The organism is Streptomyces arenae (assembly GCF_022343545.1).
Lineage (GTDB): Bacteria > Actinomycetota > Actinomycetes > Streptomycetales > Streptomycetaceae > Streptomyces > Streptomyces humi.
Map to the genome: position 1 here is coordinate 220,640 of NZ_JAKQYH010000073.1, position 24,965 is coordinate 245,604.

Annotated in this window: 16 protein-coding genes; 5 read left to right on the forward strand and 11 right to left on the reverse strand. The window is 73.0% G+C overall.

The window, feature by feature from the left end:
- Positions 1–46: 46 nt before the first annotated feature.
- A complete protein-coding gene (locus tag MB828_RS36615; RefSeq protein ID WP_301651931.1) occupies positions 47–1,072 on the forward strand; it encodes a helix-turn-helix domain-containing protein in 1,026 nt (341 codons plus the stop codon).
- On the opposite strand, the gene MB828_RS36620 is transcribed toward MB828_RS36615, so the two are convergent.
- The gene (locus MB828_RS36620; protein WP_430381486.1) at positions 1,066–5,169 is read right to left on the reverse strand and encodes a molybdopterin-dependent oxidoreductase; all 4,104 of its coding nucleotides are present in this window, start codon (positions 5,167–5,169) and stop codon (positions 1,066–1,068) included. The genes MB828_RS36615 and MB828_RS36620 overlap by 7 nt on opposite strands.
- A 293-nt stretch (positions 5,170–5,462) precedes the next feature.
- On the opposite strand from MB828_RS36620, the gene MB828_RS36625 reads away from it, so the two are divergent.
- Complete coding sequence (locus tag MB828_RS36625) at positions 5,463–7,229, forward strand: SpoIIE family protein phosphatase (protein ID WP_301651933.1); 1,767 nt, start codon at positions 5,463–5,465, stop codon at positions 7,227–7,229.
- 8 nt (positions 7,230–7,237) lie between these two features.
- Here MB828_RS36625 and MB828_RS36630 read toward each other — a convergent pair whose 3' ends face one another.
- Positions 7,238–8,263, reverse strand: coding sequence for an alcohol dehydrogenase (locus MB828_RS36630; RefSeq protein WP_301651934.1), 1,026 nt, complete (start codon positions 8,261–8,263; stop codon positions 7,238–7,240).
- A 93-nt stretch (positions 8,264–8,356) separates the two neighbouring features.
- Positions 8,357–8,578 (reverse strand): hypothetical protein, encoded by a 222-nt coding sequence (locus tag MB828_RS36635; RefSeq protein ID WP_301651935.1) that lies wholly within the window; start codon positions 8,576–8,578, stop codon positions 8,357–8,359.
- Between the two features lie 300 nt (positions 8,579–8,878).
- On the opposite strand from MB828_RS36635, the gene MB828_RS36640 reads away from it, so the two are divergent.
- The 3 genes from MB828_RS36640 (at position 8,879) to MB828_RS36655 (ending at position 13,586) form a co-directional block, all read left to right on the forward strand.
- Entirely contained in the window at positions 8,879–10,102 is a 1,224-nt protein-coding gene (locus MB828_RS36640) for a glycoside hydrolase family 88 protein (RefSeq protein WP_301651936.1), read from the forward strand.
- Positions 10,103–10,330: 228 nt separating this feature from the next.
- Positions 10,331–12,466, forward strand: a complete 2,136-nt coding sequence (locus tag MB828_RS36645) for an RICIN domain-containing protein (protein WP_343236227.1) — start codon at positions 10,331–10,333, stop codon at positions 12,464–12,466.
- A gap of 91 nt (positions 12,467–12,557) precedes the next feature.
- Positions 12,558–13,586, forward strand: coding sequence for a LacI family DNA-binding transcriptional regulator (locus MB828_RS36655; protein ID WP_301651937.1), 1,029 nt, complete (start codon positions 12,558–12,560; stop codon positions 13,584–13,586).
- A 75-nt stretch (positions 13,587–13,661) separates the two neighbouring features.
- On the opposite strand, the gene MB828_RS36660 is transcribed toward MB828_RS36655, so the two are convergent.
- From MB828_RS36660 to MB828_RS36695, 8 genes are all read right to left on the reverse strand, one after another.
- Complete coding sequence (locus MB828_RS36660) at positions 13,662–16,016, reverse strand: glycoside hydrolase family 3 N-terminal domain-containing protein (protein ID WP_301651938.1); 2,355 nt, start codon at positions 16,014–16,016, stop codon at positions 13,662–13,664.
- Between the two features lie 85 nt (positions 16,017–16,101).
- Positions 16,102–16,932 (reverse strand): carbohydrate ABC transporter permease, encoded by an 831-nt coding sequence (locus tag MB828_RS36665; RefSeq protein WP_301651939.1) that lies wholly within the window; start codon positions 16,930–16,932, stop codon positions 16,102–16,104.
- Positions 16,929–17,780, reverse strand: coding sequence for a carbohydrate ABC transporter permease (locus tag MB828_RS36670; protein WP_301651955.1), 852 nt, complete (start codon positions 17,778–17,780; stop codon positions 16,929–16,931). Before MB828_RS36670 ends, MB828_RS36665 begins: the two co-directional genes overlap by 4 nt.
- Positions 17,781–17,875: 95 nt before the next feature.
- Positions 17,876–19,141, reverse strand: a complete 1,266-nt coding sequence (locus MB828_RS36675) for an extracellular solute-binding protein (protein WP_301651940.1) — start codon at positions 19,139–19,141, stop codon at positions 17,876–17,878.
- 256 nt (positions 19,142–19,397) lie between these two features.
- Entirely contained in the window at positions 19,398–20,591 is a 1,194-nt protein-coding gene (locus MB828_RS36680; protein WP_301651941.1) for a substrate-binding domain-containing protein, read from the reverse strand.
- Entirely contained in the window at positions 20,588–21,622 is a 1,035-nt protein-coding gene (locus MB828_RS36685; protein ID WP_301651942.1) for an ABC transporter permease, read from the reverse strand. Before MB828_RS36685 ends, MB828_RS36680 begins: the two co-directional genes overlap by 4 nt.
- On the reverse strand, positions 21,619–23,160 hold the full coding sequence (locus MB828_RS36690) for a sugar ABC transporter ATP-binding protein (protein ID WP_301651943.1): 1,542 nt from the start codon (positions 23,158–23,160) through the stop codon (positions 21,619–21,621). The genes MB828_RS36685 and MB828_RS36690 overlap by 4 nt, the downstream gene beginning before the upstream one ends.
- Positions 23,161–23,208: 48 nt before the next feature.
- Positions 23,209–24,965: ATP-binding SpoIIE family protein phosphatase (locus MB828_RS36695; RefSeq protein WP_301651944.1), on the reverse strand; the 1,757-nt coding region annotated here is incomplete at its 5' end.

The window sequence follows — 24,965 nt, forward strand, 5'->3', positions numbered from 1 at the left end:
CGCTCCGCTCTCCTCGTCGGGGGACCGGATGGCGCATCATGGCCCTATGAAGGAGCTGGCGGGACGGCTGGCCGCGGTGGACCCGGATGCCGGGGCCGCCGTCTCGGTGATCGCGTACTTCGACCGGCTGGCCGAGTCCCGGGCCGGTCTGGAGGCGCTGGTGCGCGGGGCCGCCGTGCTCGCCGGATGCCCGGCCCGGCTGGTCGACCCGGAGCGGCGGGTCCGGCTGCGGGTGGAGCCGGACGGACGGCGCGTGGACGACGGGGGCGTACCCGACCCCGGCTGGCCGGGGGCGCCGCTGACGCCGGGCGGCCCGTCGGCGCTGTGGCTGGAGCGGGCCGCGGGCGACGGGCCGAGCGTCGTGGACGCGGTGATCCTGGAGCGGGCCGCGGCGGCCGTACGATCCGTGCTCGACCGCACCCGGGGGCGGGTCCCGGCGCCGCAGGCGGACGATCCGGCGCTGGTCGAGACCGTCCTGGACGCCGACGCCCCGCTGCCGGCGCGGCTGCACGCGGCGCGCCGGCTCGGCCTGGGCGGCACCACCGGCACCACCGGCGCGGCCGCGCTGGTCCGGGCGGTGGCGATCGCGGACGGACCACCCCTGATCGTGGCCGACGGGCAGCCGCTGCCTGTGCCGGGACGGGCCGGGGTGGGACCGGCGGTGGCGATCGCGGAGCTCCCCCGGTCCTGGGCGGCGGCCCGGACCGCGCTGCGGTTCGCCTCCGACGGCCGGCTACCGGGCCCGGGCGGCCGGAACGTGGTGCACGCCGACGAGCTGGGCGGTGTCGCGCTGCTCGCCGATCTCGTCGTACCCGGTGCGGAACCGGCCCCGGACGTCCGTGCCGTGGAGGCCGCCGCGGCGGACGCGCCCTGGATGCTGCGCACCCTGGAGGCGGTGGCGTCGACGGCGAGCCTGCGGGCGGCGGCCGCCGAGGTCAACGTCCACCACTCCACCTTGCAGGACCGGTTGACGCACGCCGAGCATCTGCTGGGCTGGCCGGTGCGTACCCCGCAGGGCCGGTTCCGGCTCCAGGTGGCGCTCACCATGCGTCACCTGATGAAGCATCAGTAGACGTCCCGGACGTAACGCTTCTCCGTGGCCAGCTGTTTGACGTACGCCGTCGCCTCGTCCGCGGTGAGTCCGCCGTGCACGGTCGCGATGTCCTTCAGGGCGCGGTCGACGTCCTTGGCCATCCGGGAGGCGTCGCCGCAGACGTAGAAGTGGGCGCCGTCCTGGAGCCAGGACCACAGCAGCGGGCCGTGTTCGCGCATCCGGTCCTGGACGTAGACCTTGGCCCGCTGGTCGCGGGAGAACGCGGTGTCGAGGCGGGTCAGGACGCCCTCGGCGCGCAGGGCGGTGAGTTCCTCCTCGTAGTAGAAGTCGGTGGCCCGGTGCTGTTCGCCGAAGAAGAGCCAGTTGGGGGCGCGGTGGCCGCGGGCCCGGCGCTCCTCCAGGAAGCCGACGAAGGGCGCCACGCCGGTGCCGGGGCCGACCATCACCATGGGGGTGGACGGGTCGGCGGGCGGCCGGAAGTGCGGGGCGCGCTGGACGTGCACCGGGACCGGCGTGCCGGGCTCGGCGTCGGCGAGGAACGGGGAGCAGACGCCCTGCCGGGGTGCGCCGCGCAGGTTCTCGTAGCGGACCACGGAGACGGTGAGCGAGACCCGGTGGGGGTCGGTGAGCGGGCTGGAGGAGATGGAGTACAGGCGCGGTTGCAGCTTCCCGAGGACACCCGCCCAGTCCGCGGCGGCAGCCCGGATCCCGAACTCGGCGGCGACGTCGACCGCTTGCCGGCCCCAGGACCACTTGGCCAGCTCGTCCTTGTTGTCGGGGCGCAGCAGTTTCCGCAGCTCACGCGGGTCACGGGTGCGCTCGGCCACGAAGCGCAGCAGGTCCGGGGTGATCCGGGTGATGTCCAGGTGCCGCAACAGGGCCTCGGAGAGCGGGACTTCACCGATCCCGTTGATCTCGACGGTGGTTGACGCGGCCAGGCCGGTGACGTCCAGCCATTCACCGACCAGCGAGGTGGAGTTGAGGGGCCGCACGCTCAGCGCGTCGCCCGCCTCGTAGACGAGCGGGGTGTCGTCGTCGCGGGTGTCGAAGGTGAACCGGCGGACCTCCTTCCCGGCGCCGGGCAGACTGAGCAGCCGGTTGCCGACGAGACGGGCGGCGACGGGGGCGGGGCGCCGGGACCCGGTGCGCGCGGCGGCGCTGGTGGCCGGGATGGCGGTGGCCGGGGTGACGGCGAACGCGGCGGGTGCCGTGGGGGATCCGTCCTTGAGCGCGGTGAGCACCTGGTCGAGCCAGGCCTCCGCCTGTGGTTCGAAGTCCGGTTCGCAGTCGGTGCGCGGGGCCAGCCGGACCGCGCCGAGTTCGTCCATACGGCTGTCCAGGCGCCGTCCGTGCCCGCAGAAGTCGTCGTAGCTGGAGTCGCCGAAGGCCAGGACGGCGAACCGGCGGCCGGTGAGCCGGCCGGCGTCGAGGCCGGCCAGGCCGTCCCAGAAGCCGGTGCCGTTGTCGGGGGCGTCGCCGTCGCCGAAGGTGCTGGTGATCAGGAGCAGGTCGGCGCCCGCGGGCAGCGCGGCCGGGTCCGCCTCGTCCATGGCGACCAGGGAGGCGGTGTGGCCGCGCGCGTTGAGGCGCTCGGCGGTGGTGGCGGCGAAGTCCTCGGCGTTGCCGGTCTGGGAGGCCCAGAGGATCACCACCTGCCGGGTGGCCGGCGTCGGCACCGGGACGGCGGGCTCCGACGAGCGGGAGTACATGCCGGCCAGGGTGCCGTTGACCCACAGGGCGTGCTCGGGGCTGAAGGGCGCGTCGGGCGGCAGCACCGGCACGCCGGGGGCGCCGACCGGGACGCCCGCCAGGAAGCCGACCAGGTAGTGCCGTTCGGCTTCGGTGAGGACCGGTGGCGGGGCGGGTTCGAGACCGAAGACGGCGGCCGCGGAGGGCGGTACGGCGGTGGGGGCGACCACGGCCGCGGAGGCCACGACGGTGGCGGCCGGAGTCACCTCGGTCCCTGGAGTCTCCACGGTCCCCGGAGCCTCCACGGCCCCCGGAATCTTCTCGGTCCCCGGCGTCTGCACGGTCACCGGGGTGGACACCTTGGTCAGCGCCACCGCGCACACCTTCAGCTCGGGCTGGAAGGAGAGCGGGTCGACCGCGTCGTTGGTCACCGCGTTGACGCTGAGGTACTCGCCGAACAGGTCGTTCCAGTGGAAGGGCGCGAAGCAGGAGCCCGGCAGCACCCGGTCGGTGACGACCGCCGGCAGCACCGCCCGCCCGCGCCGCGAGGCCACCTCGACGGAGTCGCCGTCGGCGAGGCCGAGGGCGGCCGCGTCCTCAGGGTGTATCTCCACGAAGGGGCCCGGGTCGAGCTTGCTGAGTTTCGCGACCTTGGCGGTCTTGGTGAGGGTGTGCCACTGGTGCTGGAGGCGGCCGGTGTTCAGGACGAACGGGTAGTCGTCGTCGGGCATCTCGGCGGGTGCCAGGTGCGGGCGGGCGTGGAAGACGGCGCGGCCGGAGGCGGTCGCGAAGGTGAGGGATCCGTCGGCGTCGACGTACCGGACGGGGTTGCGGTCGGGGCCCTCGGGAGCGGCCGGCCACTGGACGGGACGCTCGCGCAGCCGGTCGTAGGTCACGCCCCGCAGGTCGTAGCCGGTCCCCGGGTTGTGGAAGCGTTTGATCTCCTCGAAGACCTCCTCCGCGCTGTCGAAGGTGAAGCCGTCCTCGTAGCCCATGGCGCGGGCGACGCGGGCGATCAGCCGCCAGTCGGCGGTGGCCTCGCCGGGCGCGTCGGCGGCGGGGCGGGCGAGGGTGAGGTTGCGTTCGCTGTTGATGAGGACGCCCTCGGTCTCGGTCCACAGGGCGCCGGGCAGGACCACGTCGGCGTAGGCGTTGGTCTCGGTGTCGGTGAAGACGTCCTGGGTGACGACGAACTCGGCGGCTTCGAGGCCCTCGATGACGGTGCGGCGGTTGGCGACGGAGGCGACCGGGTTGGTGCAGATGATCCAGCAGGCCTTGATCTCGCCGTCGGCCATCTTCCGGAACATCTCGACGGTGCCCTTGCCGACGCCGTCGGCGCGGATCGTGCCGGGTGCCAGGCCCCACGCCTCCTCGACGAAGGCGCGGTCGGCGTCGACCAGGACCGACCGCTGGCCGGGCAGCCCCGGGCCCATGTAGCCCATCTCCCGGCCACCCATGGCGTTGGGCTGCCCGGTGAGCGAGAACGGTCCGCTGCCGGGGCGGCAGATCTTCCCGGTCGCGAGGTGCAGGTTGATCAGGGCGTTGGTGTTCCAGGTGCCGTGGGTGGACTGGTTGAGGCCCATGGTCCAGCAGCTGGTCCACTCCCCCGCCTCGCCGATCAGCCGGGCCGCGGCGCGCAGGTCCGCCTCGGGGATCCCGGTGATCTCGCAGACGGTGGCGGGCGGGTAGTCGGCCAGGAACTCCGGCATCGCCTCCCAGCCCTCGGTGTACGCGGCGACGAAGCCCGGGTCGGTGTGCCCGTTCTCGTGCAGGAGGTGCAGCAGGCCGTTCAGGAGGGCGAGGTCGGTGCCGGACCTGACCTGGAGGAAGAGGTCGGCCTTGACGGCGGTGGCGGTGCGGCGCGGGTCGACGACGATCAGCTTCGCGCCCGCCTTCACCCGGTCCATCATCCGCAGGAAGAGAACGGGGTGGCAGTCGGCCATGTTGGCGCCGATGACCAGGAAGACGTCCGCCTTGTCGAGGTCCTCGTAGGAGCCGGGCGGGCCGTCGGCACCAAGGGAGAGCTTGTAGCCGGTGCCGGCGCCGGCCATGCACAGCCGGGAGTTCGACTCGATGTTGTTGGTGCGCAGGTAGCCCTTGGTCAGCTTGTTGGCGAGGTACTGGGCCTCGAGGCTCATCTGGCCGGAGACGTAGAGGGCGACCGCGTCCGGGCCGTGCTCGTCGACGATCGCGCGCAGCCGCCGCGCGGTCTCGGCGACCGCCGTGTCCACGGCCGTCGGGACGGCCTCCTCGCCCCGCTCGGGCCGCAGCAGGGCGGTGGTCAGGCGGCCGGGGGCGGCGAGCATGTCGGCGGTGGTGGCGCCCTTGGTGCACAGCCGCCCGAGGTTCGCGGGGTGCTCCTTGTCCCCGGAGGCCTTCAGGACGGTACGCCGGCCGTCGGGGCCCGTGCCGACGTCCAGGACCATGCCGCAGCCGACCCCGCAGTACGAACAGACGGTCCGCACCTTGTCGGTACCGGTGCTGCGGGAGTCCGACGCGGCCACGGGCGCCCCCTGTTCCTGCTGGTCAGCCTCTTCCGTTCGGCCTCGACCGTATGTACGCCTGATTACGTCGGCGTCACCGCTCCCGATCAGCGGGGGTTAAGCCCGCCGCACAGACCCGCTCCGGGCGATGTGAGCGGAACCGTACGAGATGCGCCGCCCGGCGACCTGTTGCACGATGAGGGCGGCCGTGGGCGGGGGCAGGCGAGGAGGACCGGGTGGACAGGGACACCTCCTCACGACGACCGGCCGCTCCCCCGAAACCGGCCCCCGCGGCCGCCTCCTCCACGCCCGCCTCCGCCGCCGCGGCGGCGACCCCGGGTGCGCCGCCGGGCGCCATCGGCTACGTGGATCTGCTGCGGGGCATCGTGGAGGACTCCGGCGCCGGGTTCGCCGTCCTCGACACCGACCTGCGCTACCTGTACGTGAACCCGCACATGGCCCGGATGACCGGCCTGCCCGCCGCCGCGTACATCGGGCACCGGCTGCACGAGGTGCTGCCGCACATCCAGCGCTCCGAGCAGGTGCTGCGGGACATCCTGCGCGACGGACGCCCGCGCGAGACGGTCGTCACCGGGCGGACCTGGGTGGACTCGCCGTACCAGGTCCGGGAGTGGCGCTGTGTGTACCACCGACTCGTGGACAGCTCGGGCAAGGTGGTGGGCGTCGCCGGGGTGGGCCTGGAGATCAGTGAGCCGCAGCAGTACGTGTACGAGCTGGAGCGCGCCCACCGGCGGCTGGCGCTGCTGGACGCGGCCGCGTCCAGGATCGGCACCGGCACCGACGTCGCCGGGACCTGCCGGGAGCTGGCCGAGTTCGTGGTACCGGAACTCGCGGACGCGTCCGGGGTGGAACTCATGCCCCCGGACACCGCGTCGGCGCGGCGGACGCCGACCCGGCTCGTGGCGTACGCCACCCGTCCCGGGCTGGTGACCGGCCTGGCGGCGCTGGACGCCCGCGGTGAGCTGGTCGGCTGGCCGCGCGGTGCCGGTACCCGGCGGAGCCTGGCTGCGGGCCGGGTGTGGCGGCGCGACGCGATCACCGAGGCGCAGTGGCGGTCGCTGATCCCGCGTTGGCCGCCGGCCCGGGCGTGTCTGGCCGCGGGGGTGCACTCGGTGCTCCTGGCCCCGCTGGTCTCGGACGGCCGGGTCCTCGGCGTCCTGCTGCTGGCCCGGGCCGGCGAGTCGGCGCCGTTCTCGGCCGAGGACGCCACGGTGGCCCGCGAACTCGCCGCCCGCGCGGCCCGCGCCCTGGACCGGGCGGTCCGCTTCGAGCGTGAGCACACCATGGCCCTGGAGCTGCAACGGGCCCTGCTGGCCGAGCCGGGCCAGCTGCAACGGCACGCCGGTGTGGAGACGACCGCGCGCTACCGGCCCGCCGACGACGGTTCGCTGATCGGCGGCGACTGGTACGACGTCCTCACGCTGCCCGACGGCCGGACGATGCTGGTCATCGGGGACGTGATGGGCCACGGCGTGGACGCGGCGGTGGCCATGAGCCACTACCGTTCGACCCTGCGTGCCCTGGCCCTCGCGGGTCTCTCGCCGCGCCGGATCCTCCAGCACGCGGACCGGATGGTCGCCGACTCCGGTTTCGAACGGGTGGCCACCTGCTTCCTGGCGCTCGGCGACTCGGCGGTCGCCACCCTGACCTATGCCAGCGCCGGCCACCTGCCGCCGGTCTGGCTCGCCCCCGGCGGTTCGATGCACCTGGTCCCGGTGCCGGTCGGGCCGCCGCTCGGCAGCGGGCTCGGCCGGTACGAGCAGCGGGTCACCCCGGAGCGCGGCGGGGTGCTGCTGCTGTACACCGACGGGTTGGTGGAGCGGCGCGGTGAGGACATCGACCGTGGTCTGGCGCGGCTGACGGGGCTGTCGCTGTGCCCCACCGACCCGTTGGACAAGATCGTCGACACGGTCCTGGCCCGCCTCGCGACCGGCTCCGAGGACGACATCGCGCTGCTCGCGGCCCGGGCCGTGGGCCCCTGACCCCGCTGTCAGTCGTAGGTGAGCACCATGCGGAAGCGCGCGGCCCCGGACAGCATCTTCCGGTAGGCCTCGTCCGCCTGCTCCAGCGGTACGGTCTCGATCGTCGGACGGATCCCGTGCAGGGCGCTGAACTCCATGGTGTCCTGCACGTCCTGCGCCGTGCCGGAGGGGTGGCCGCGGACCACCCGGCCGCCCATGATCAGGTGGAACGGGGTGATCCCGAGGGGCTCGGGGTCGGCGCCGATCACCACCAGTTCGCCGCGGGGCGCCAGCCCGTCGACGGCTGCCGAGATGGCCTGGGAGTTGCCCGCGGTGGCGAGGACGACCTTGGCGGCGCCGAGCGACTGGAGGGCCTCGGCGACGGGGGTGGCGGCCGTGGAGTCGACGTAGTGGTGGGCGCCGAGCTGCTTGGCGAAGTCGGCCTTCTCGGGGCCGCGGGCGACGGCCACCGTCTCGAAGCCCATGGCCACCGCGTACTTGACGCCGAGGTGGCCGAGACCGCCGAGACCGACGACGGCGACCAGGTCGCCGGGTTCGGCGGGGCTGCGCCTGAGCCCGTTGAAGGTGGTCACGCCCGCGCAGGCCATGGGGCCTGCGTCGGCCGCGGTCAGCCCGTCGGGGATCCGGGCCAGGGCGTCGACCGGCGCGATCACCTTCGTGCCGAAGCCGCCGTCGTAGGCCCAGCCGGGCGTCTTCATGGTCTCGCACACGATGAAGTCGCCCTGCCGGCAGGGCTTGCAGTGGCCGCAGCTGCCGCCGAACCAGCCGACCGCCACCCGGTCGCCGACGGCCCAGCCCCAGTCCTCGATGCCGTCGCCGATCTCCTCGATCCGCCCGGCGATCTCGTGCCCGGGCACCACGGGGAACGTGACGCCCGGGACGACCGCGTCCACGAAGAGGGTGTCGCTGTGGCAGATGCCGCAGGCCTCCACCGCGATCCGCACATGACGCGGTCCCGGCCTGGGCACCTCCCGCTCGACGATCTCGAACGACCCGCCCGCGGCGGACACCTGCGCGACTCGGTAGGTACTCATGACGTCTCTCCCGGAGCGGGTACGACGGAAACGGCCCGATACCCCCTCCCCCAGCACACCAGCTCCGGGCCGATCACGCGCGCCGAGCCCTGCTCACGATCCGCCGAGCGCGGTCTCGCCGGTGGCGTCGACGTCCTGGAAGTTGACCGGGGCCCACCACTGGGCGAGGGCGGCGCGGTCGGCGGCGGCGTCCGCGCGGGCCGGCGTGGGCTGGGTGAGGGCGACACCGCACAGCGCGGCGAGGGCGGCCGTCAGGGCGAGGGATCTGCGTCGGGTCAGAGGGGTCCGAGAACGGTGCGGGCGGCTGGTTGCCACGGTTCCTCCGGGAGCGGCGGAAGGAACCGGCACGCCCGTGAACTCGACGTGCCGGTACGGGAGTTGGCGCTACATTCCGGTGGTTCGGGTGGTGCCGCGCGTACGATACAGCGCGCCGTAACGGTGGGCGAAGCGCCGAGATCGACGTCTGCGTGGCCGGTCCGCGCGGCCGAGCGCCCATGGGCCGGCGGTGAGTTCACATACACGAACTTCGCGCACATGTATGTTCGGCGCCCCGCCAGGCATGCAAGACTCCCCCAACTCCCCTGCACATCAGACCTGTTGGAGAGGAAGCCCCCCATGCGCATGTCCCGAAGAGCCGTACTGGCCACCGCCGGCGGTGCCGTGGCGTACGCGGCGGCGCCGCAGTCCGCGCAGGCGTGCGACGATCCGGTGCCGGCGGCCACCGGACAGGAGCTGCGCGCGGCCGCCGACTACGCGGTGGAGAAGGTGCGTTCGGTCGCCCCCGAAGTGACGGCGTTCCCGGTCGGGACCAGGTTCGAGAAGTGGGTGTACTCCCAGAACGGCGACTGGGTCGGCGGTTTCTGGCCCGGTGTCCTGTGGATGGGCTGGCTGCACAGCGGGGACGACACCCTGCGCGCCCTCGCCCTCGACTCCGCGGCCCGGCTCGCCCCCCGCCGCCACGACACCGGCACCCACGACCTGGGCTTCCTGTTCACGCCCTCCTGGGTCACCGCCTGGCGGCTGACCGGCGACACCTCCTGGCGGGACGGCGCCGTGCAGGCCGCCCGCTCGCTGCTCCAGCGCTACAACCCGCGCGGCCGCTATCTGCGCGCCTGGGGCGCGCTCGACACCCCCGACAACGCGGGCCGCATGATCATCGACACGATGATGAACCTGGACCTGCTCGTCTTCGCTGCCCGGGAGACCGGCGAGAGCGCCTTCCTGGACGCGGCCGTGGGACACGCGCGGACCACCCGGCGCCTCTTCCCGCGCCCCGACGGATCCATCCCGCACGTCTACGACCTCGACCCGGCCACCGGCACCCCCATCGGTCCGAACACGGTCCAGGGCTACAGTCCCACCTCGGCCTGGGCCCGCGGCCAGGGCTGGGGCGTCTATGGCTTCACCACCATGTACCGGCGCACCGGCGACCACGAGTTCCTCGACACCGCGCGCAGGCTCGCCGACTACGCCGTCCAGGCCCTCGGCGCGGACCACGTGCCCGTCTGGGACTACCGGGCGCCGCAGCAGCCGTACGACATCAAGGACGCCTCCGCCGGGGCCGTGACGGCCTGCGGACTGCTCGACCTGGCCGCCGCCACCGGCCACCACCCCTACCGCACCACGGCCCTTCGGATACTGGGCGCGCTGTGCCGGTCCTGCCTGACCACCCGCTCCGCCCGCGCCGAGGCCGTGGTCGCCCGCTGCACCCGCAACCGCCCCGCCGAGGACGGCATCGAGATCTCCCTCCCCTACGCCGACTACTACCTTCTCGAGGCGATCCTGCGCGTCCTGCGCCCCCGCGAACTGGACCGGGCGATCGATCTGTCGACGGTCTGACGGCCGCCGGCCGTCGCCGGCGTCAACACCCGGTGACGGCCGGACCGCGAAAGAGTTTCGGAAACGCGCCGGTGACATGGCGGTATCGCGTCCCAATACTGACTGCAGCCAACTCAGGACTCTCCTTGTGCCGCATTCGCATTCCCTGAGACGGCGGGGCGCGAAAGGGTTTCGGTATTCATGAAGACATGGGCGAGAAAGGCTCTCGCGGCTGCGTCAGCCACAGCCATGGGCGTGGCACTGGCCATCGCCTCCACGACCACGGCCGCGGCGTACCAGCCGAGCCCGGCCAACCTGTACACGGCGACCGACGCCGCCGCCTGCAACAAGAGCCCGTGCGTGCTCTACCCGAAGTCGGCGCAGCTGCCGAGCGGGCGCATCGTGGCCACGTTCGAGGACAGCGAGACCGCTCCGGTGGGGCAGACGTTGCCCGTGTACAAGAGCGACGACTACGGCACCACGTGGGCGAAGCTCTCCGACGTGAAGGCTCCGGCGTACCTCTCCGGCGACTCCCAGTACGCCAAGTACACGAGCAACTGGACCAACCCGTACCTCTACGTCCTCCCGCAGAGCGTGGGCGGCCTGAGCGCGGGCACGCTGCTGCTCGCGAGCATCGTCTCGGGGGACGACTACTACTACGAGGAGCAGAAGGCGGCGAACGCCGGCTGGACCCCGACGGCCGACGGTGACCGCAAGGACGTGGCGCTCGCCCTGTACGCCAGCACCGACGACGGCGCGACCTGGAGCTTCGAGAACATCATCGCCGCCGGCGGCTGGCAGGGCGGCAGCGCGGGCGCCGTCGGCCGGACCTCGACCGCCAACACGAACAAGCAGGTCGACCCAATCTGGGAGCCGCATCTGCTGGCCCACAACGGGGAGTTGATCGCCTACTACTCCGACGAGAACGACTACACCGGGTACAGCACGTCCACCGGTGCCCCGACCCTCGACCCGGACAACGACACCGCGACGGACTCCGGCGGCCAGGTCCTGGTGCACCGCACCTGGGACGGCACCAGCGCGTCCTGGAGCAGCCCGGTCGTCGACGTCCCGGGCGCCACGGTGAGCATGGGCAGCGGGAAGACGGAGATCGGCGGCGGCCGGCCGGGCATGACGACGGTCGTCCCGACGACCGACGGCAAGTGGCTCATGACGTACGAGTACTGGGGCGGCGGCACCAACACCCGGTACAAGATCGCCGACGACCCGACGAAGTTCTACGCGGCCACCGACGCGGCGGTCACCGCGCTGCCCGTGCCGACCGGAGGGGCCGCGCTCGCGACGGGCGGCAGTCCGGTGCTGACCTCGCTGCCCGACGGGCGGCTCGTCTACAACGCGGCCGGCAGCGGCAGCGTCTGGGTGAACGAGTCCGGCAGGAGCACCGGCACCTGGAAGCAGTACCAGACGTCGATCGCTGCCGGGTACAGCCGCGGCCTCCAGTACGTGGACGGCACCGGACGCGTGCTGATCCTCCAGGCATCCTGGAGCGGGACGAGCGTCGGCCCGGTGAAGTATGCCGAGGTCGACCTCGGGCAGTCCGACGGCGCCTACTACAGCCTCGTCAACCGGTTGACCGGCCAGGCCCTGAGCCCCAGTAGCGGCAAGACGCAGGACGCGAACCTGACGGGCAACGTCGCCGACATCGTGACGAGTGCCGTGAGCTCCACCGACGCCGCCCAGCGCTGGCACGTCACCGCCAAGGGCGGCAACGTCACGCTGCTGAACAAGACCGGCGGGCGCGCGGCCGCCATCTGGACCGGCACGGCCACGGCAGGACAGCAGCTGGCCCAGTGGGTCGACGACGGCGGCACCGACAAGCAGTGGACGCTCGTCGCCACGACGAACGGCTACTACAGGCTCCAGTCCGTGAAGAACACCAGTCTGTACATGACGGGCGCCACCGCGGGCGGCGTCGTCACCGTGCAGGCGGCGACCAGCGATGGTTCCCAGGAGTGGCAGCTCGTCCAGGACCCGCTGCCGACGGACGCCACGTTCACGCTGAAGGGCAGCGGCTCCGGCAAGTGCCTGGACGTGCCGAACGGCGCGACGGGTGTCCAGGTGCAGATCTACACCTGTTCCGGGAACGCCAACCAGACGGTCACCCGGACCACCGCGGGCGAGCTGCGGGTCTCCGGCAAGTGCCTGGCCGCGAACGGCGACGGCACCACGGCGGGGACCCCGGTCATCCTGTGGGCCTGCAACGGCAAGACCAGCCAGCAGTGGGCGTTCCGGGTCGACGGGACGATAGTGAACCGTTCCAACGGTTACGTCCTCGACGTCACCGGAGCGGGCACGGCGAACGGCTCGAAGGTCGAGCTGTGGACCGGCCTGGGCGGCACGAACCAGGTCTGGAGCAGGGCGTAGGTCTGCACAGCGCCGGGCGCCGCGGTCTTGTCCGCCGGCGCCCGGTGCTGTTGGCTTGCGGCGGGAATTCGAGCGGGAAAACGGACGTGGAGTGACCGTTCAGGACAAGGGACAGCTGGACGCGCAGTACGGTCTGCTGACGAGCATCGCCCAGGAGGCGGGCCTGTCGCTGAGCACCGTGTCCAAAGTGGTGCACCGGCGCCGTGACGTGGGCGCCGCGACCCGCGACCGGGTCGAGGAGCTGCTGGCCAGGCACGGGTACGTGCGCCCGTGGGAGCGGGAGACACCGCCGCCGCGCCAGATCATCACGGTGTTCCGGGACCTGTCGGGTCCGTACACGCTGGAGGTGGTCCGCGGGATCGTGGACGCGGCCGGTGAACTCGGTGTCGACGTGGTGACCGGGACCACCGGCCGGCGTTCCATCTCCCAGTGGCTCCAGGAGTGCGTGGCGCTCGGCGCGGTCGGACTGATCATCGTGATCTCGATGCTGTCCGAGGACGACCAGCGCCGGATCGTCGAGCAGCGGTTGCCGGTGGTGCTGGTGGACCCGCTGAGCGCACCCTCCTCGGACATCCCGAGCATCGGCGTCACCAACTGGAGCGGCGCCAGGGACGCGGTCAACCATCTCCTCGGCCTCGGGCACACCCGGATCGGCATGGTCGCGGGCCGCTCGCACTCGCTGGCCGGCGCGGCCCGGCTGCACGGCTACCGGGCGGCGCTGGAGGAGGCGGGCATCGGCTACGACCCGGCGATCGTGCGCTCCACCGACTTCGACTACGACGAGGCGCTCACCGCCACCCTGCAGCTGCTGCGCGCCGAGCGGCGGCCGACGGCCGTGTTCGCGGCCAGCGACGCGCAGGCGCTCGGCGTACTGGAGGCCGCCCGGCAGCAGGGCCTGCGGGTCCCCGACGACCTCGCGGTCATGTCGTTCGACGACACGCTGGTGGCGGCCATGGCCTGCCCGCCGCTGAGCGCGGTGCGCCAGCCGTTCGAGGAGCTGGGCCACGAGGCGACCCGGGTGCTGCTGCAACTGTCCGAGGGCCGCCGCCCGGCCTCCCCGCGCATCGAGCTGGCGACGGAACTGGTCCTGCGGACCTCGACGTCCGTTCCGCGCGCCTGAACGTCCGTACCTCGCGTCCGACCAACGGAAGAGGGGCGGACGGCTGCTGCCGTCCGCCCCTCCCGGGCGTCCCGCTCAGCCGCGCTCCACCCGCACCGGCACACCGTGCTGACGCAGCACTGCCGCGTCCCGTTCCCCGCCCACCAGCTCCACCCGTGCCTCCGCCGGGGTGTCGCCGCTGGACGAACCCGCGTACAGCACGATCTCGCCGGGCTCGACGATCCGCTGCCCCGCCAGCCCCGTGAAGGCCAGCCGGTCGGTGTGCACGTCGAAGCGCACCGTCGCCTCCGCACCGGCTTCGAGTGCGACCTTGGCGAAGCCCAGCAGTGCCCGCACCGGCCGGGTGACCTGGGCGACGGGATCGGTGAAGTACAGCTGCACGGTCTCGGCGCCGGCCACCGCACCGGTGTTGCGCACCCGGACGTGGACCGTGAACTCCCCGTCGACCGGCACCTGTTCGCGGTCGACGGTCAGCCCGCCGATCTCGAAGGCCGTGTACGACAGACCGTGCCCGAAGGGGAAGGCCGGCGTCGGGTCGAGGTTGGACAGCCAGCTCTGCCGGTCGCCCAGCGGCGGATGGAGGTACGTGTACGGCTGCCCGGCGGGCGAGTCGGGGATCTGCACCGGCAGCTTGCCGCTGAAGTTCGCGGAACCGGAGAGGAGTTCGGCGACCGCGCGACCGCCCTCCTCGCCCGGCAGGAAGACCTGCACCAGAGCCGCCGTACGGGACGCGAACCGGCCCACCGCGTAAGGCCGTCCGCTGTTGACCACCAGCACGACCGGGGTGCCGGTCGCCAGCACGGCGTCCACCAGCTCCTCCTGCACGCCGGGCAGCCGCAGGTCCTCGACGTCGCAGCCCTCGCCGGAGGTGCCGATGCCGAACATGCCCGCCCTGTCGCCGACGACCAGCACCACCAGGTCCGCGCCCGCGGCCACCGTGACCGCCTCGGCGATCCCGGCCCGGTCCTCGTCCCTGACCGGGCAGCCCTGGGCGAACTCCCAGGAGACATCGGGGAGTTCCTTGCCGAGACCGGTGCGCAGCGACACCGCCTCGACACCGTTGCCGAGGTCGTCGCGGTCGGAGAGCACGTGGTTGGGGAAGCTGTAGCAGCCGAACATCGTGCGGACGTCGTCGGCGCACGGGCCGATCAGGGCGATACGGCCGGTGGACGGGAGCGGGAGTGTCCCGTCGTTCGACAGCAGAACGGCGCTCGCCTGCGCGACCGCGTGGGCGAGCCGGCGGTTCTCCGGCTTGTCCAGGTCGAGTTCGCCCGCGCGCAGGGCGGCCGGGACCGGATCCCAGCCGGGGTCCAGGAGACCGAGTGCGATCTTCTGCCGCAGCACCCTGCGCACCGCCCGGTCGACGTCCGCCTCGTCGGCCGCACCGGCACGGACGGCGGCGACCAGCACGGCCCCGAAGCCACGCTGGTCGGGCAGTTCGACGTCCATCCCGGCGGCCAGGGCCAGCGCCCCGGCCCCGGACAGGTCGGCGGCGACCCGGTGCGCGTTCACCAGGAACGGCAGGGACCAGTAGTCGGAGACGACGGTTCCCTCGAAGCCCCACTGCCCGCGCAGTACGTCGGTCAGCAGCCGGCGGCTGGCGGCCGGGGCCTCGCCGTCGATCTCGGCGTACGAGTTCATGACCGACCCGACACCGGCGGCGACCAGCCGTTCGAAGGGCGGCAGGATGACGTCGTGCAGTTCGCGGCGGCCGATGCCCACCGGGGCGTGGTTGCGGCCGCCCATGGAGGCGGAGTACCCGGCGAAGTGCTTGAGGGTGGCGTACACCCCCGCGCTCTGCACCCCCAGGGCATAGGCCTCGCCCATCTCGCCGACGAGGTACGGGTCCTCGCCGTACGTCTCCTCGCAGCGGCCCCAGCGGTAGTCGCGGATGACGTCGACGACGGGGGCGAGGCCCTGGTGGACGCCGGCCTCGGCCATGTCGGTGCCGATGGCCGCGCCGACCCGGCGGATCAGGGCCGGGTCGAAGGTGGCGGCCATGGCGAGGGAGGTGGGGTAGATGGTGGCGCCGTAGGCGGTGAAGCCGGTCAGGCACTCGTCGTGGGCCATGGCCGGGATGCCGAAGCGGCTCTGTGCCGTGATCTGCCGCTGGCGTTCGGCCAGCAGACGGGCGTGCTCCAGAGCGGGCCGGGGCAGGGTGCCGTAGGGGCGGGTCAGCTGGCCGAGGCCGTGCCGGGCGGTCTCGTCGAGGTCGCCGACCCGGCCGAACAGGTTGGTGCCCGGGGCGACTTCGGGGCCCGCGGGCTCGACGTCCTCCCAGGTGCTGCTCAGCTGGGCGACCTTCTCCTCCAGGGTGAGCCGGGCGAGCAGTGCCTCGACGCGTTCGTCGGCCGGGCGGTCCGGATCCGTCCAGGGGCGGTCGTCACCCGCCGGGGAGAGCGCGGAGTGGTCCGGCGTGGTGGTCGTCATGCACGACTCCTCGTGGGGGTTGTCTCGGGGCATGCCGAGGGCGGCCGGCGCGTCACGGCGCCGGCCGGCTCCCTCGCGGTCTGCGTTACTTGGAGAATCCGGCGGTCAGTCCGGCGACCAGCTGCCGTCGGGCGAGCACGAAGACCACCAGCATGGGCAGGGTGGAGAGGACCACCGCGGCCATGGTGGCGGGCACGTTGATGCCGAACTCGCCCTTGTAGAGGGTGAGCGCGAGCGGCAGTACGGCCTTGTCGCCGCTCTGGGTGAGGATCAGCGGGAAGAGGAAGCCGTTCCAGACCTGGAGGCCGTCGTACACGGCGACCGTGACCAGCGCGGGCCGGGCCATCGGCGCGGCGAGCGAGAACAGCATCCGCCAGTCGCCGGCGCCGTCCACGACCATCGCCTCGAACAGCGAACGCGGCACGTCCCGCAGGAAGCTGACCAGGATCATCACGGTGACCGGCAGCGCGAACGCCGCCGAGGGCAGCACGATCGCGAGCAGGCTGTCGTACAGGTGCATGCGGATGATCAGCAGGTAGACCGGGATGATCACCGCCTGGAGCGGGATCGCCAGGCCCAGGAGGTAGAGGCGGAAGGTCAGGCGGGACCAGCGGTTGGTGTGGCGGACGATCGAGAAGGCGGCCATCAGGGCGACGACCATGACGACCGCGACCGTGGCGGCCGTCACGGCCACACTGTTGAGCAGGTACGTCGTGAAGTCACCGTCGAGGACGGTCCGGTAGTTGTCCAGACTCGGGTGGCCGGGCAGCGCCAGCGGGTTGCCGCTGGTGAAGTCGGCCTGGCCGCGGAGGCTGGTCACGACCACCCAGTACAGCGGTACGACGACCAGAGCGGTCCACAGCAGCGCGGCGCCGCCGGTGGCGGTACGGCGCAGGGTCGCGACGACGGTGCTCACATGCCCTCCTGCTGGCTGTCCATACGGGTGAAGCCGGACAGGCGGGTGGTCAGCAGCGACAGCACGAGGCCGAAGACCACCAGGAGCGTGGCCAGCACGCTGGCCCGGCCCATGTCGTGGGTCTGGAAGCCGGTGATGTACATGGCCAGCGGCAGCACGCGGGTCGCGGTGCCCGGACCGCCGGTGCCGCCGGACAGCACGTAGATCAGGTCGAAGTAGGTCAGCGAGCCCACCAGCATGAGCGTGCTCGACGTGACGAACGTGTACTTCAGCTGCGGCAGGGTGATCCGCAGCAGCCGGGTGACGGGTCCGGCGCCGTCGATGGCGGCGGCCTCGTGGAGCGACACCGGGATCTGGCGCACGCCCGCTTGGTAGAGCAGGGCGTGGAACGGCACGAACTGCCAGGCGATCACGAAGATCACCGTGTACAGCGCCAGATCGGGCGAGCCCAGCAGGGGCTTGGCCAGCCAGTGCAGCCCGGGGGCCGCGCCGATGCCGAACGACGGGTCGAGCAGGGCCTGCCAGGTCACGCCGATCGCCACCGCGGACAGCAGCAGCGGCAGGAACCACACCACGGCGAGGAACGCCCGCAGCCGGCCGCGGGGGGCCTGGAAGAGGCCGAGCGCCAGCGACACGGGGGTCTGGACCAGCCAGCTCACCACCATCACCTTGAGGGTGAGCCACAGCGCCTGCCAGGTGGCGTCGTCGGTGAGGACACCGGTCCAGTTGGCGAGGCCGGACCAGCCGATCGAGCCGAGGCCGTCCCAGCGGGAGAGGCTCAGCACCAGCACACCGGCCAGCGGGACCAGGCCGAACAGGGCGAACAGGAACAGGGCGGGCGCGGCCATCAGCAGACCGCTGTGGCGGCGACGGCCACCACGGGCCGTGCCCGGCCGCGCCCTGTGGGACGCGACCGGCCGCGACGTACGAACCACGGTGGTCACTACTGCGCCGCCTTGCTCATGTCCGTGCCGAACTGCTCGGGCGTGATCTGCCGCAGGAACGACTTGTCCACGTTGGTCAGCAGCGGGTCGGCCTGGTCGGAGGGCAGCGCCTGGTCCCAGGAGAGCTGGAAGTTCGGCGAGTTCTGCACCAGGTCGTAGACGAAGGTCAGCCACTTCTTGTCGTCGGCGGACTGCACCGCCGCCAGCTTGGCGTCCAGCTTGTTGACCGGGGGCACGCTGCCCGCCGCCAGGTAGGCGTCGACCTGGGAGTCGTTGAGGACGTAGTCCTTGAAGTACGTGAGCACCGCCGGCTTGTTCTTGCTCTTCGAGTTCAGCGACAGGAAGTTCGACGGGTTGCCGACGATGTCCTTCGCGTCGCCCTTGCCGCCGGACAGCGCCGGGAAGGCGAGGTAGCCGAGGTCCTTCTTCGCGAAGTCCGGCGCGGCCTTGACGATGTTGGCGTACTCCCAGGTGCCCATCAGTTCCATGCCGGCCTTGCCGGTGTAGAGCAGCGCGGTGGAGGCGCCCTGGTCGTAGGTGACGGAGGAGGCGTTGTCGCCGAAGGCCCCCGCCTTGGCGAGCTCCTGGAGGCGGGTGTTGGCCGCGGTGACCGAGGCGTCCTTCCAGCCGGCGGCGGAACCGGCGGCGATCCGGTCGAACACCTGGGACCCGCCCTCGCGGTCCAGGAGGTACTCCAGGTACATCAGCGTCGGCCACTTGGAGTTGGCCGCGAGGGATATCGGGGTGACCCCGGCGCTCTTGATCTTCTTCACGTCGGTCAGCAGGTCGTCGTACGTCTTCGGGGGCTGGACGCCCGCGTCCTTGAAGACCTTCTTGTTGTAGTAGAGGACCACCGGGGCGAGGCCGTTGGCGGGCACGCCGTAGACCTGGCCGTCGAAGGTGGCGCTCTTCAGGACGCTGGGCGTGAACCGGAGCAGGTCCACCTGCGCGTCGGTCAGGGTGTCGACCTTGCCGGCCTTGACGTAGTCGTCGAGCGCCCCGCCGCCCCAGCTGAAGAAGATGTCCGGAGCCTGGTTCGCGCCGAAGGCGACCCGCAGCTTCTGCTTGTAGTCGTCGTTGGCGAACAGCCGCAGGGTGATCTTCGCGTCCGGGTGGTCCTTGTTGTAGGCGTCGACGGACTGCTTGAGGATCGTCTGGTCGTTGAGCGCCCACATGGTCAGTCCCTTGGACGACGAGGCCGCGGAAGGGCCGGAGCTCCCGCAGGCGGCGAGGCCGAGGGCCGCCGTCACGGTGACCGCTGCCACGACCGCGCGTCGGCGTCTCGGCGCCCCCGGGGTGCCGGGCTGTGAAACTGCGGGAATTCCGCGCATGCTCTGCCTCTCTTCTTTCGGCATGCCGTATGGGTGTGCCAGGGCAGAAGGGCATCGGAGCGAAACGCTTTCGCGATGCCTCACCACACGGTGGTCTGCCTGCTGGACCGGGACACTGGCATGCCGTTCATGGCAGGGACAAGAAGGGGAAATCGCTCGGTTACGAAAGCCTTTCGCACCGCGGGCCGCGTCACCCGCGCCAGATCTTCCGGTACGCCTCCTGGTACCCCGTCGGTTCCCAGGTGTCGGCGCCGTGGGAGTTCCCGGCGGTGGAGACGTGGACGGGGGCCGCGTAACCGCTGGCCGGGGCGTGCGAGAAGGCGCGGTTGAACTCGTCGACGATCTGCCAGCCCTGCTGGGTCAGCGGCTCGGGGACGGTGGCGGACTGGTACTGCCGGCTGTTGATCCGCTGGAAGGCGGAGGGGTCGCCGTCACCGGCCCCGATGTTGTACGGCGGCCCCGCACCGGGCGCGCCGGCCGCACGGAGAGCGGGCGCGGCGTCGGCGAAGTACAGGTCGTTGATGGCGACGGAGTGGGTCCAGCGGCGGCCGAAGCGGGACAGCAGCGCGGCGGTCTCGCGCGGGGTGCGGGTGCTCGCGTCCGGGATCGGGATGTTCTCGTGCGCCAGGACCCGCACGCCCCGGCAGGTGGCGAGTTCCGCCGTGATCAGCCGGGACTTGGTGTGGGCGAACGGGATCGAGTCGTCGGTGAAGACCACGACCCCGGCCCGCCCGCGCGCGTCGTCGATGATCCAGCGGGCGCTGACGCGGGCGACGTCCTGGACGTGCGTGGTGACGTTGCTGAACAGCGGCGGCCGCCGGCTGGGTCCCGGGGCGGCGACCGCGTGCCAGCCGACCAGCGGGATGTGCAGGGCGGCGGCGCGGGCGACCTGCTGCGAGGTGGTGCCGGGGTCGAAGCCGGCGACGACGACACCGGCGGGCCGGAGCGCGACCGCCTGGCCCATCGCCGCCTGGATGCCGGCCGGGGTGCCGCCCCCGTCGATCACCCGGACGTTCCAGCCGACGACCCGCGCCGCCTGCCGCACGCCCTCCAGGGCGCCGGCGACACCGGGGTTGGTCATGGTCTGGGCCACGTAGACGAGGGACTTGCCGGGCACCGCGGGCGGGCCGGTGGTGGGTCCGTTCCAGGGCACGTCGGTGCGCTCCGCGCGCGCGACGGCGGTGCGGGCCGTGTCGTAGGCGGCGGGGCAGCCGCTCGGGCCGGACGCCGGCTCCCCGGGGACGTGCCGCGCGGAACCGCGTTCGCAGCCCGCCAGCACGCTCACCGTGGCCAGCAGGGCGGCCGCGCACCGGGCGAACCGACCGGGCCGGGTACCGGGGTGCCTCGGCGTCCCGGTCGCGGGGCGCGCCGTACCGGGGTTCATCCGGCGCTGCCTTCCGCCGGTTCGGCCGGTTCCGGCAGGTCGGGCGGGCGGCCGGTGCCGGTGCGCAGCCGTCGGGCCGCGTAGCCCGACAGGCCCACGGCGATCAGCAGGGTGCCGCCGTAGAAGAGCGGCACGGTCCAGAAGTCGGCGCCGAGCTGGCCGATGCCGGTGAGGCCCACGGCGAGTACCGCGACGGCGACGACCGTGCCGAGGACGTTGGGGCGGCCGGGCCGGACCGCCGTCGAACCGAGGAGGGCACCGGTGAAGGCGGGCAGCAGGTAGTCGAGGCCGACGCTGGGGTTGCCCTGTTGCTGCTGGGCGGCGAGCAGCACCCCGGCCAGTCCGACGATGAGCCCCGCCGCGGTGAACGCGTACACCGTGCAGGCGCGGGTCCGGATCCCGACCAGTTCGGCCGCGCGCGGGTTGGAGCCGACGACGTACAGGTACCGGCCGAGCGGCAGCCGTTCCAGCACGAGCCAGAGGACGGCGGCGAGGGCGACGACGTAGCAGGCGGGCAGCGGCAGGCCGAGGAACGTCGAGTCGTAGATGTCGGTGAAGGCGGGCGGCAGGCCTCCGGGGCCCGGCACGATCCGGCCGCCGCCGGTGACCCAGCCGGTGACCGCGTACATCATGCTGCCGGTGCCCAGGGTGGCGATGAAGGAGTCGATCCGGCCGAACTCCACGACGATCCCGTTGAGGACCCCGGCGACGCCGCCGCCCACCACGACGGCGAGGCAGGCGGACGGCCAGGGCCAGCCCTCGTCCACGATCAGCTTCATCACCATGACGTGGGCGAGGCCCAGGCCGTAGCCGAGGGACAGGTCGAACGCGCCGGTGACGACGGGCACCGTCGCGGCGAGGGCGAGGACGGCCGGGATCGCCTGGGTGGACAGGATCGCGTCGACGGTGTCGAGGGTGGGGAAGGTCCGGGGCAGCGCGAGCGAGAAGACCAGCACGAGGAGGAGGGTGAGCGCCGGCAGGCCGTAGGAGCCGACCAGGTGCCCGGCGGGGCGGGGTGTGCGGCCGGTCATGCGCGGTGCCCGGTTCCGGGCGGGGGCGTCGCCGAGGCGGCCCGGGTGAGTTCCGCTGCGGTGAGCGTGCCGCCGCTCAGCTCGGCCGCCACCGATCCGCGGACGAGGACGAGGGCGCGCCGGCAGACGGCCGCGACCTCCTCGAAGTCGGTGGAGACGAGCAGGACCGCGAGCCCGCGCGCGAGGGCGTCGCCGAGCAGGCGGTGGATCGCGTCCTTCGCGCCGACGTCGACGCCGGCCGTGGGCTCCTCCAGGACCAGCAGCCGGGGGCCGGTGCGCAGCCAGCGGCCGATCACGACCTTCTGCTGGTTGCCGCCGGACAGGGTGGCGACGGGTGCCTCGGGGTCGCGGGGGCGCACCGCGAGTCTCCCGATCAGTGCGGCGGCCTCGGCCCGCTCCCGGCGCGGGCTGATCCGGCGCAGGGCCGGGACCCCGTCGGCGCGGGGGTTGGCGAGGAGGTTCTCGCGCACGGTCAGCCGGGGCAGGCAGCCCTCCCTGAGCCGGTCGCCGGGGACCAGTCCGACACCGCGGGCGACCGCGTCGGCGACCATGCGGGGGCGGTAGGGCCGGCCGGAGAGGGTGGCGGTGCCGCCGAGGACGGGCAGGGCGCCGGCGACGGCCCGGCCGAGTTCGGCGTGCCCGGCTCCGGAGAGGCCGACGAGGCCGACGCACTCGCCGGCCCGCAGGGTCAGGCTCACCGCGCGGGTGCCGGTGGTGCGGAAGCCGTCGAGGGCGAGGACGGGCGGTCCTGCGGGGCGGACGGGGGCGGGCGGGCCGGCCGGGGGCTGCCCGCCGGTGATGTCGTGGACGAGACGGGCGGGCCCGTGACCGGCCAGCGTGCCGTGGCTGACCAGCCGTCCGTCACGCAGGACGGCGAACGTGTCGGCGACCTCGTGGACCTCGTCGAGGCGGTGGCTGACGTAGAGGACCCCGTGACCGCGGTCGCGCAGACCGTGCAGGACGGCGAAGAGCCGGGCGCGGTCGGCGTCCGGCAGACGGGCGGTGGGCTCGTCGAGGACGAGGAGGCGCGCGTCGACCGCGAGGGCCCGGGCGAGCGCGACCAGGGTGCGTTCGGCGGGGGCGAGCCGGGCAAGGGGCTCGTCGGGGTCGAGGTGCGCGGCGACGGTCCGCAGCGCTCCGGTACAGCGCTCGCGAGTGCGGCGCCAGGAGATCAGTCCGCCGCGGCGCGGATATCCGCAGCCGAGGGCGATGTTCTCGGCGACCGTCATCCAGTCCACGAGCCCCAGGTCCTGGTGGATGAAGGACATCGCCCGGCCGGCGGCGCGGCTGCCGAGCGGGTGCCCGGCGACGGTGACGCGGCCCGCGTCGGGGCGGTGGACGCCGGCGAGCACCTTGATGAGCGTGGACTTCCCGGCGCCGTTGGGTCCGAGCAGGGCCAGCACGCTGCCGGGGCGGACGTCCAGGTCGACCCCGGCCAGTGCGAGGGTCCCGCCGAACCGCTTGACGAGCCCGCGGATGCGGACCACGGGTTCCGCCGCGCTGGGGGGAGCCGCGTCCTGACCGGCAGCGTCACACACGGTAAGAAATTACATCAATTCATACGATTCCGGATGTTGGCCGGGGTCTCACACGCCGTCGACGCCGCATTCGGCCCAGATGACCTTGCCCTCGGGCAGGTGCCTGGTGCCCCAGGCCCTGGCGAGCTGGGCGACCAGGAAGAGGCCCCGGCCGCCCTCGTCGGTGCTGGCCGCCCGGCGCAGGTGCGGGGCGGTGTTGCCGCTGTCGAGGACCTCGCAGATCAGGGTGCGGTGGTGCAGCAGCCGTACCCGGACGGGGCCGGAACCGTGCCGGATGGCGTTGGTGACCAGTTCGCTCAGGATGAGCTCCACGGCGAACGCGGCCTCGTCGAGGCCCCATTCGGCGAGCTTGGCGAGGGCGGCGGCACGGACCTCGCCGACCACGGCCGGGTCGGGGTCGAGTTCCCAGGCGGCCATCCGGCCGGGGGCGAGGGCGTGGGTGCGGACCACCAGCAGGGCGATGTCGTCGCAGGGGTGGGCGGGCGCCACCCCGTCCAGGATGGCCCGGCAGGTCTCCTCGGGGGTGCGCTCGGTCCGGTCGGCCACGGCGTCGCGCAGCTGCCCGAGTACGGCGTCCACGTCACGATGGCGGTCCTCGATGAGTCCGTCGGTGTACAGGATCAGCTGACTGTCCTCCGGCAGGTCGACCTCGACGGCGTCGAAGGGCAGCCCGCCGAGGCCGAGCGGGGGGCCGGCGGGCAGGTCGGGGTAGGAGACGCTGCCGTCGGGACGGACCAGGGCGGGCGGCGGGTGGCCGGCGCGGGCCATCGCGCAGCGTTGCGTGGTGGGGTCGTAGACGGCGTAGAGGCAGGTGGCGCCGATGATGCCGGACCCCTCGCCGTCGGGGTCGTCGCGGTCCAGCCGGCCGACCAGGTTGTCCAGGTGGGTGAGCACCTCGTCGGGCGGGAAGTCGAGTTCGGCGAAGCTGCGGGCGGCGGTGCGCAGCCGGCCCATGGTGGCGGCGGACAGCATGCCGTGTCCCACGACGTCGCCGACGAGCAGGCCGACCCGGGTGCCGGAGAGCGGGATGACGTCGTACCAGTCACCGCCCACGTCCGACTCGGCGGGCAGGTAGCGGTGGGCGATCTCGACCGCGTCCTGCTCGGGCAGCCCGTGCGGCAGCAGCCTGCGCTGGAGGGCCAGGACCATCGAGCGTTCATGGGTGTACCGGCGGGCGTTGTCGATGGAGAGGGCGGCGCGGGTGGCCAGTTCCCACGCCAGCGAGCGGTCGTCGTCGCCGAAGGGGGCGGAGCCCTGGCCGCGGTAGAAACTGGCGATGCCCAGCACGACCCCGCGGGCCACCAGCGGTACGGCGACGAGCGAGTGCACATGGGCCAGCAGCCGCTCGGTGTGCTCGGGATCCTGCGCGAGCCAGCCGGCGGCGACCTGGAGGTCCGGCTCCAGCTCCGCCCGGCCGTGGGTGAGACAGCGCAGCTGCGGGGTGGCGGGGCCGAAGTCGATGCGCTTGCCGACCGGGGTGAAGGGCAGGCCGTCCCGGACCCCGTGCACCACCGTCCGGCGCAGGTCGGCGAGCGGGTCGTCGGCCTCCTCGCCGCGCAGCACGGCGTCGGGCAGATCGACGGTGACGAAGTCGGCCAGGTTCGGTACGGCCGTCAGTGCCAGTTCCTCGGCGGTCCGGCGGACATCGAGCGTGGTGCCGATCCGGGTGCTGGCCTCGGACAGCAACTCCAGCCTGCGCCGTGCCGCCAGGGCATACGCCCCGACCTCGGGCTCCCCGAACAGCACAAGCCGCCTGGGCCCCTCGGGGGGTTCGGGGGGCAGGGGGGTCACGGGGGTCAGGGGAC

What these genes read in the sequence shown, in the direction of transcription:
- MB828_RS36615 (WP_301651931.1), top strand. Translation starts at nt 47, where the DNA reads ATGAAGGAGCTGGCGGGACGGCTGGCCGCGGTGGACCCGGATGCCGGG.
- MB828_RS36620 (WP_430381486.1), bottom strand. Translation starts at nt 5,169, where the DNA reads ATGGTCCTGGACGTCGGCACGGGCCCCGACGGCCGGCGTACCGTCCTG.
- MB828_RS36630 (WP_301651934.1), bottom strand. Translation starts at nt 8,263, where the DNA reads ATGAGTACCTACCGAGTCGCGCAGGTGTCCGCCGCGGGCGGGTCGTTC.
- MB828_RS36640 (WP_301651936.1), top strand. Translation starts at nt 8,879, where the DNA reads ATGCGCATGTCCCGAAGAGCCGTACTGGCCACCGCCGGCGGTGCCGTG.
- MB828_RS36645 (WP_343236227.1), top strand. Translation starts at nt 10,331, where the DNA reads ATGGGCGTGGCACTGGCCATCGCCTCCACGACCACGGCCGCGGCGTAC.
- MB828_RS36660 (WP_301651938.1), bottom strand. Translation starts at nt 16,016, where the DNA reads ATGACGACCACCACGCCGGACCACTCCGCGCTCTCCCCGGCGGGTGAC.
- MB828_RS36670 (WP_301651955.1), bottom strand. Translation starts at nt 17,780, where the DNA reads ATGGCCGCGCCCGCCCTGTTCCTGTTCGCCCTGTTCGGCCTGGTCCCG.
- MB828_RS36680 (WP_301651941.1), bottom strand. Translation starts at nt 20,591, where the DNA reads ATGAACCCCGGTACGGCGCGCCCCGCGACCGGGACGCCGAGGCACCCC.
- MB828_RS36685 (WP_301651942.1), bottom strand. Translation starts at nt 21,622, where the DNA reads ATGACCGGCCGCACACCCCGCCCCGCCGGGCACCTGGTCGGCTCCTAC.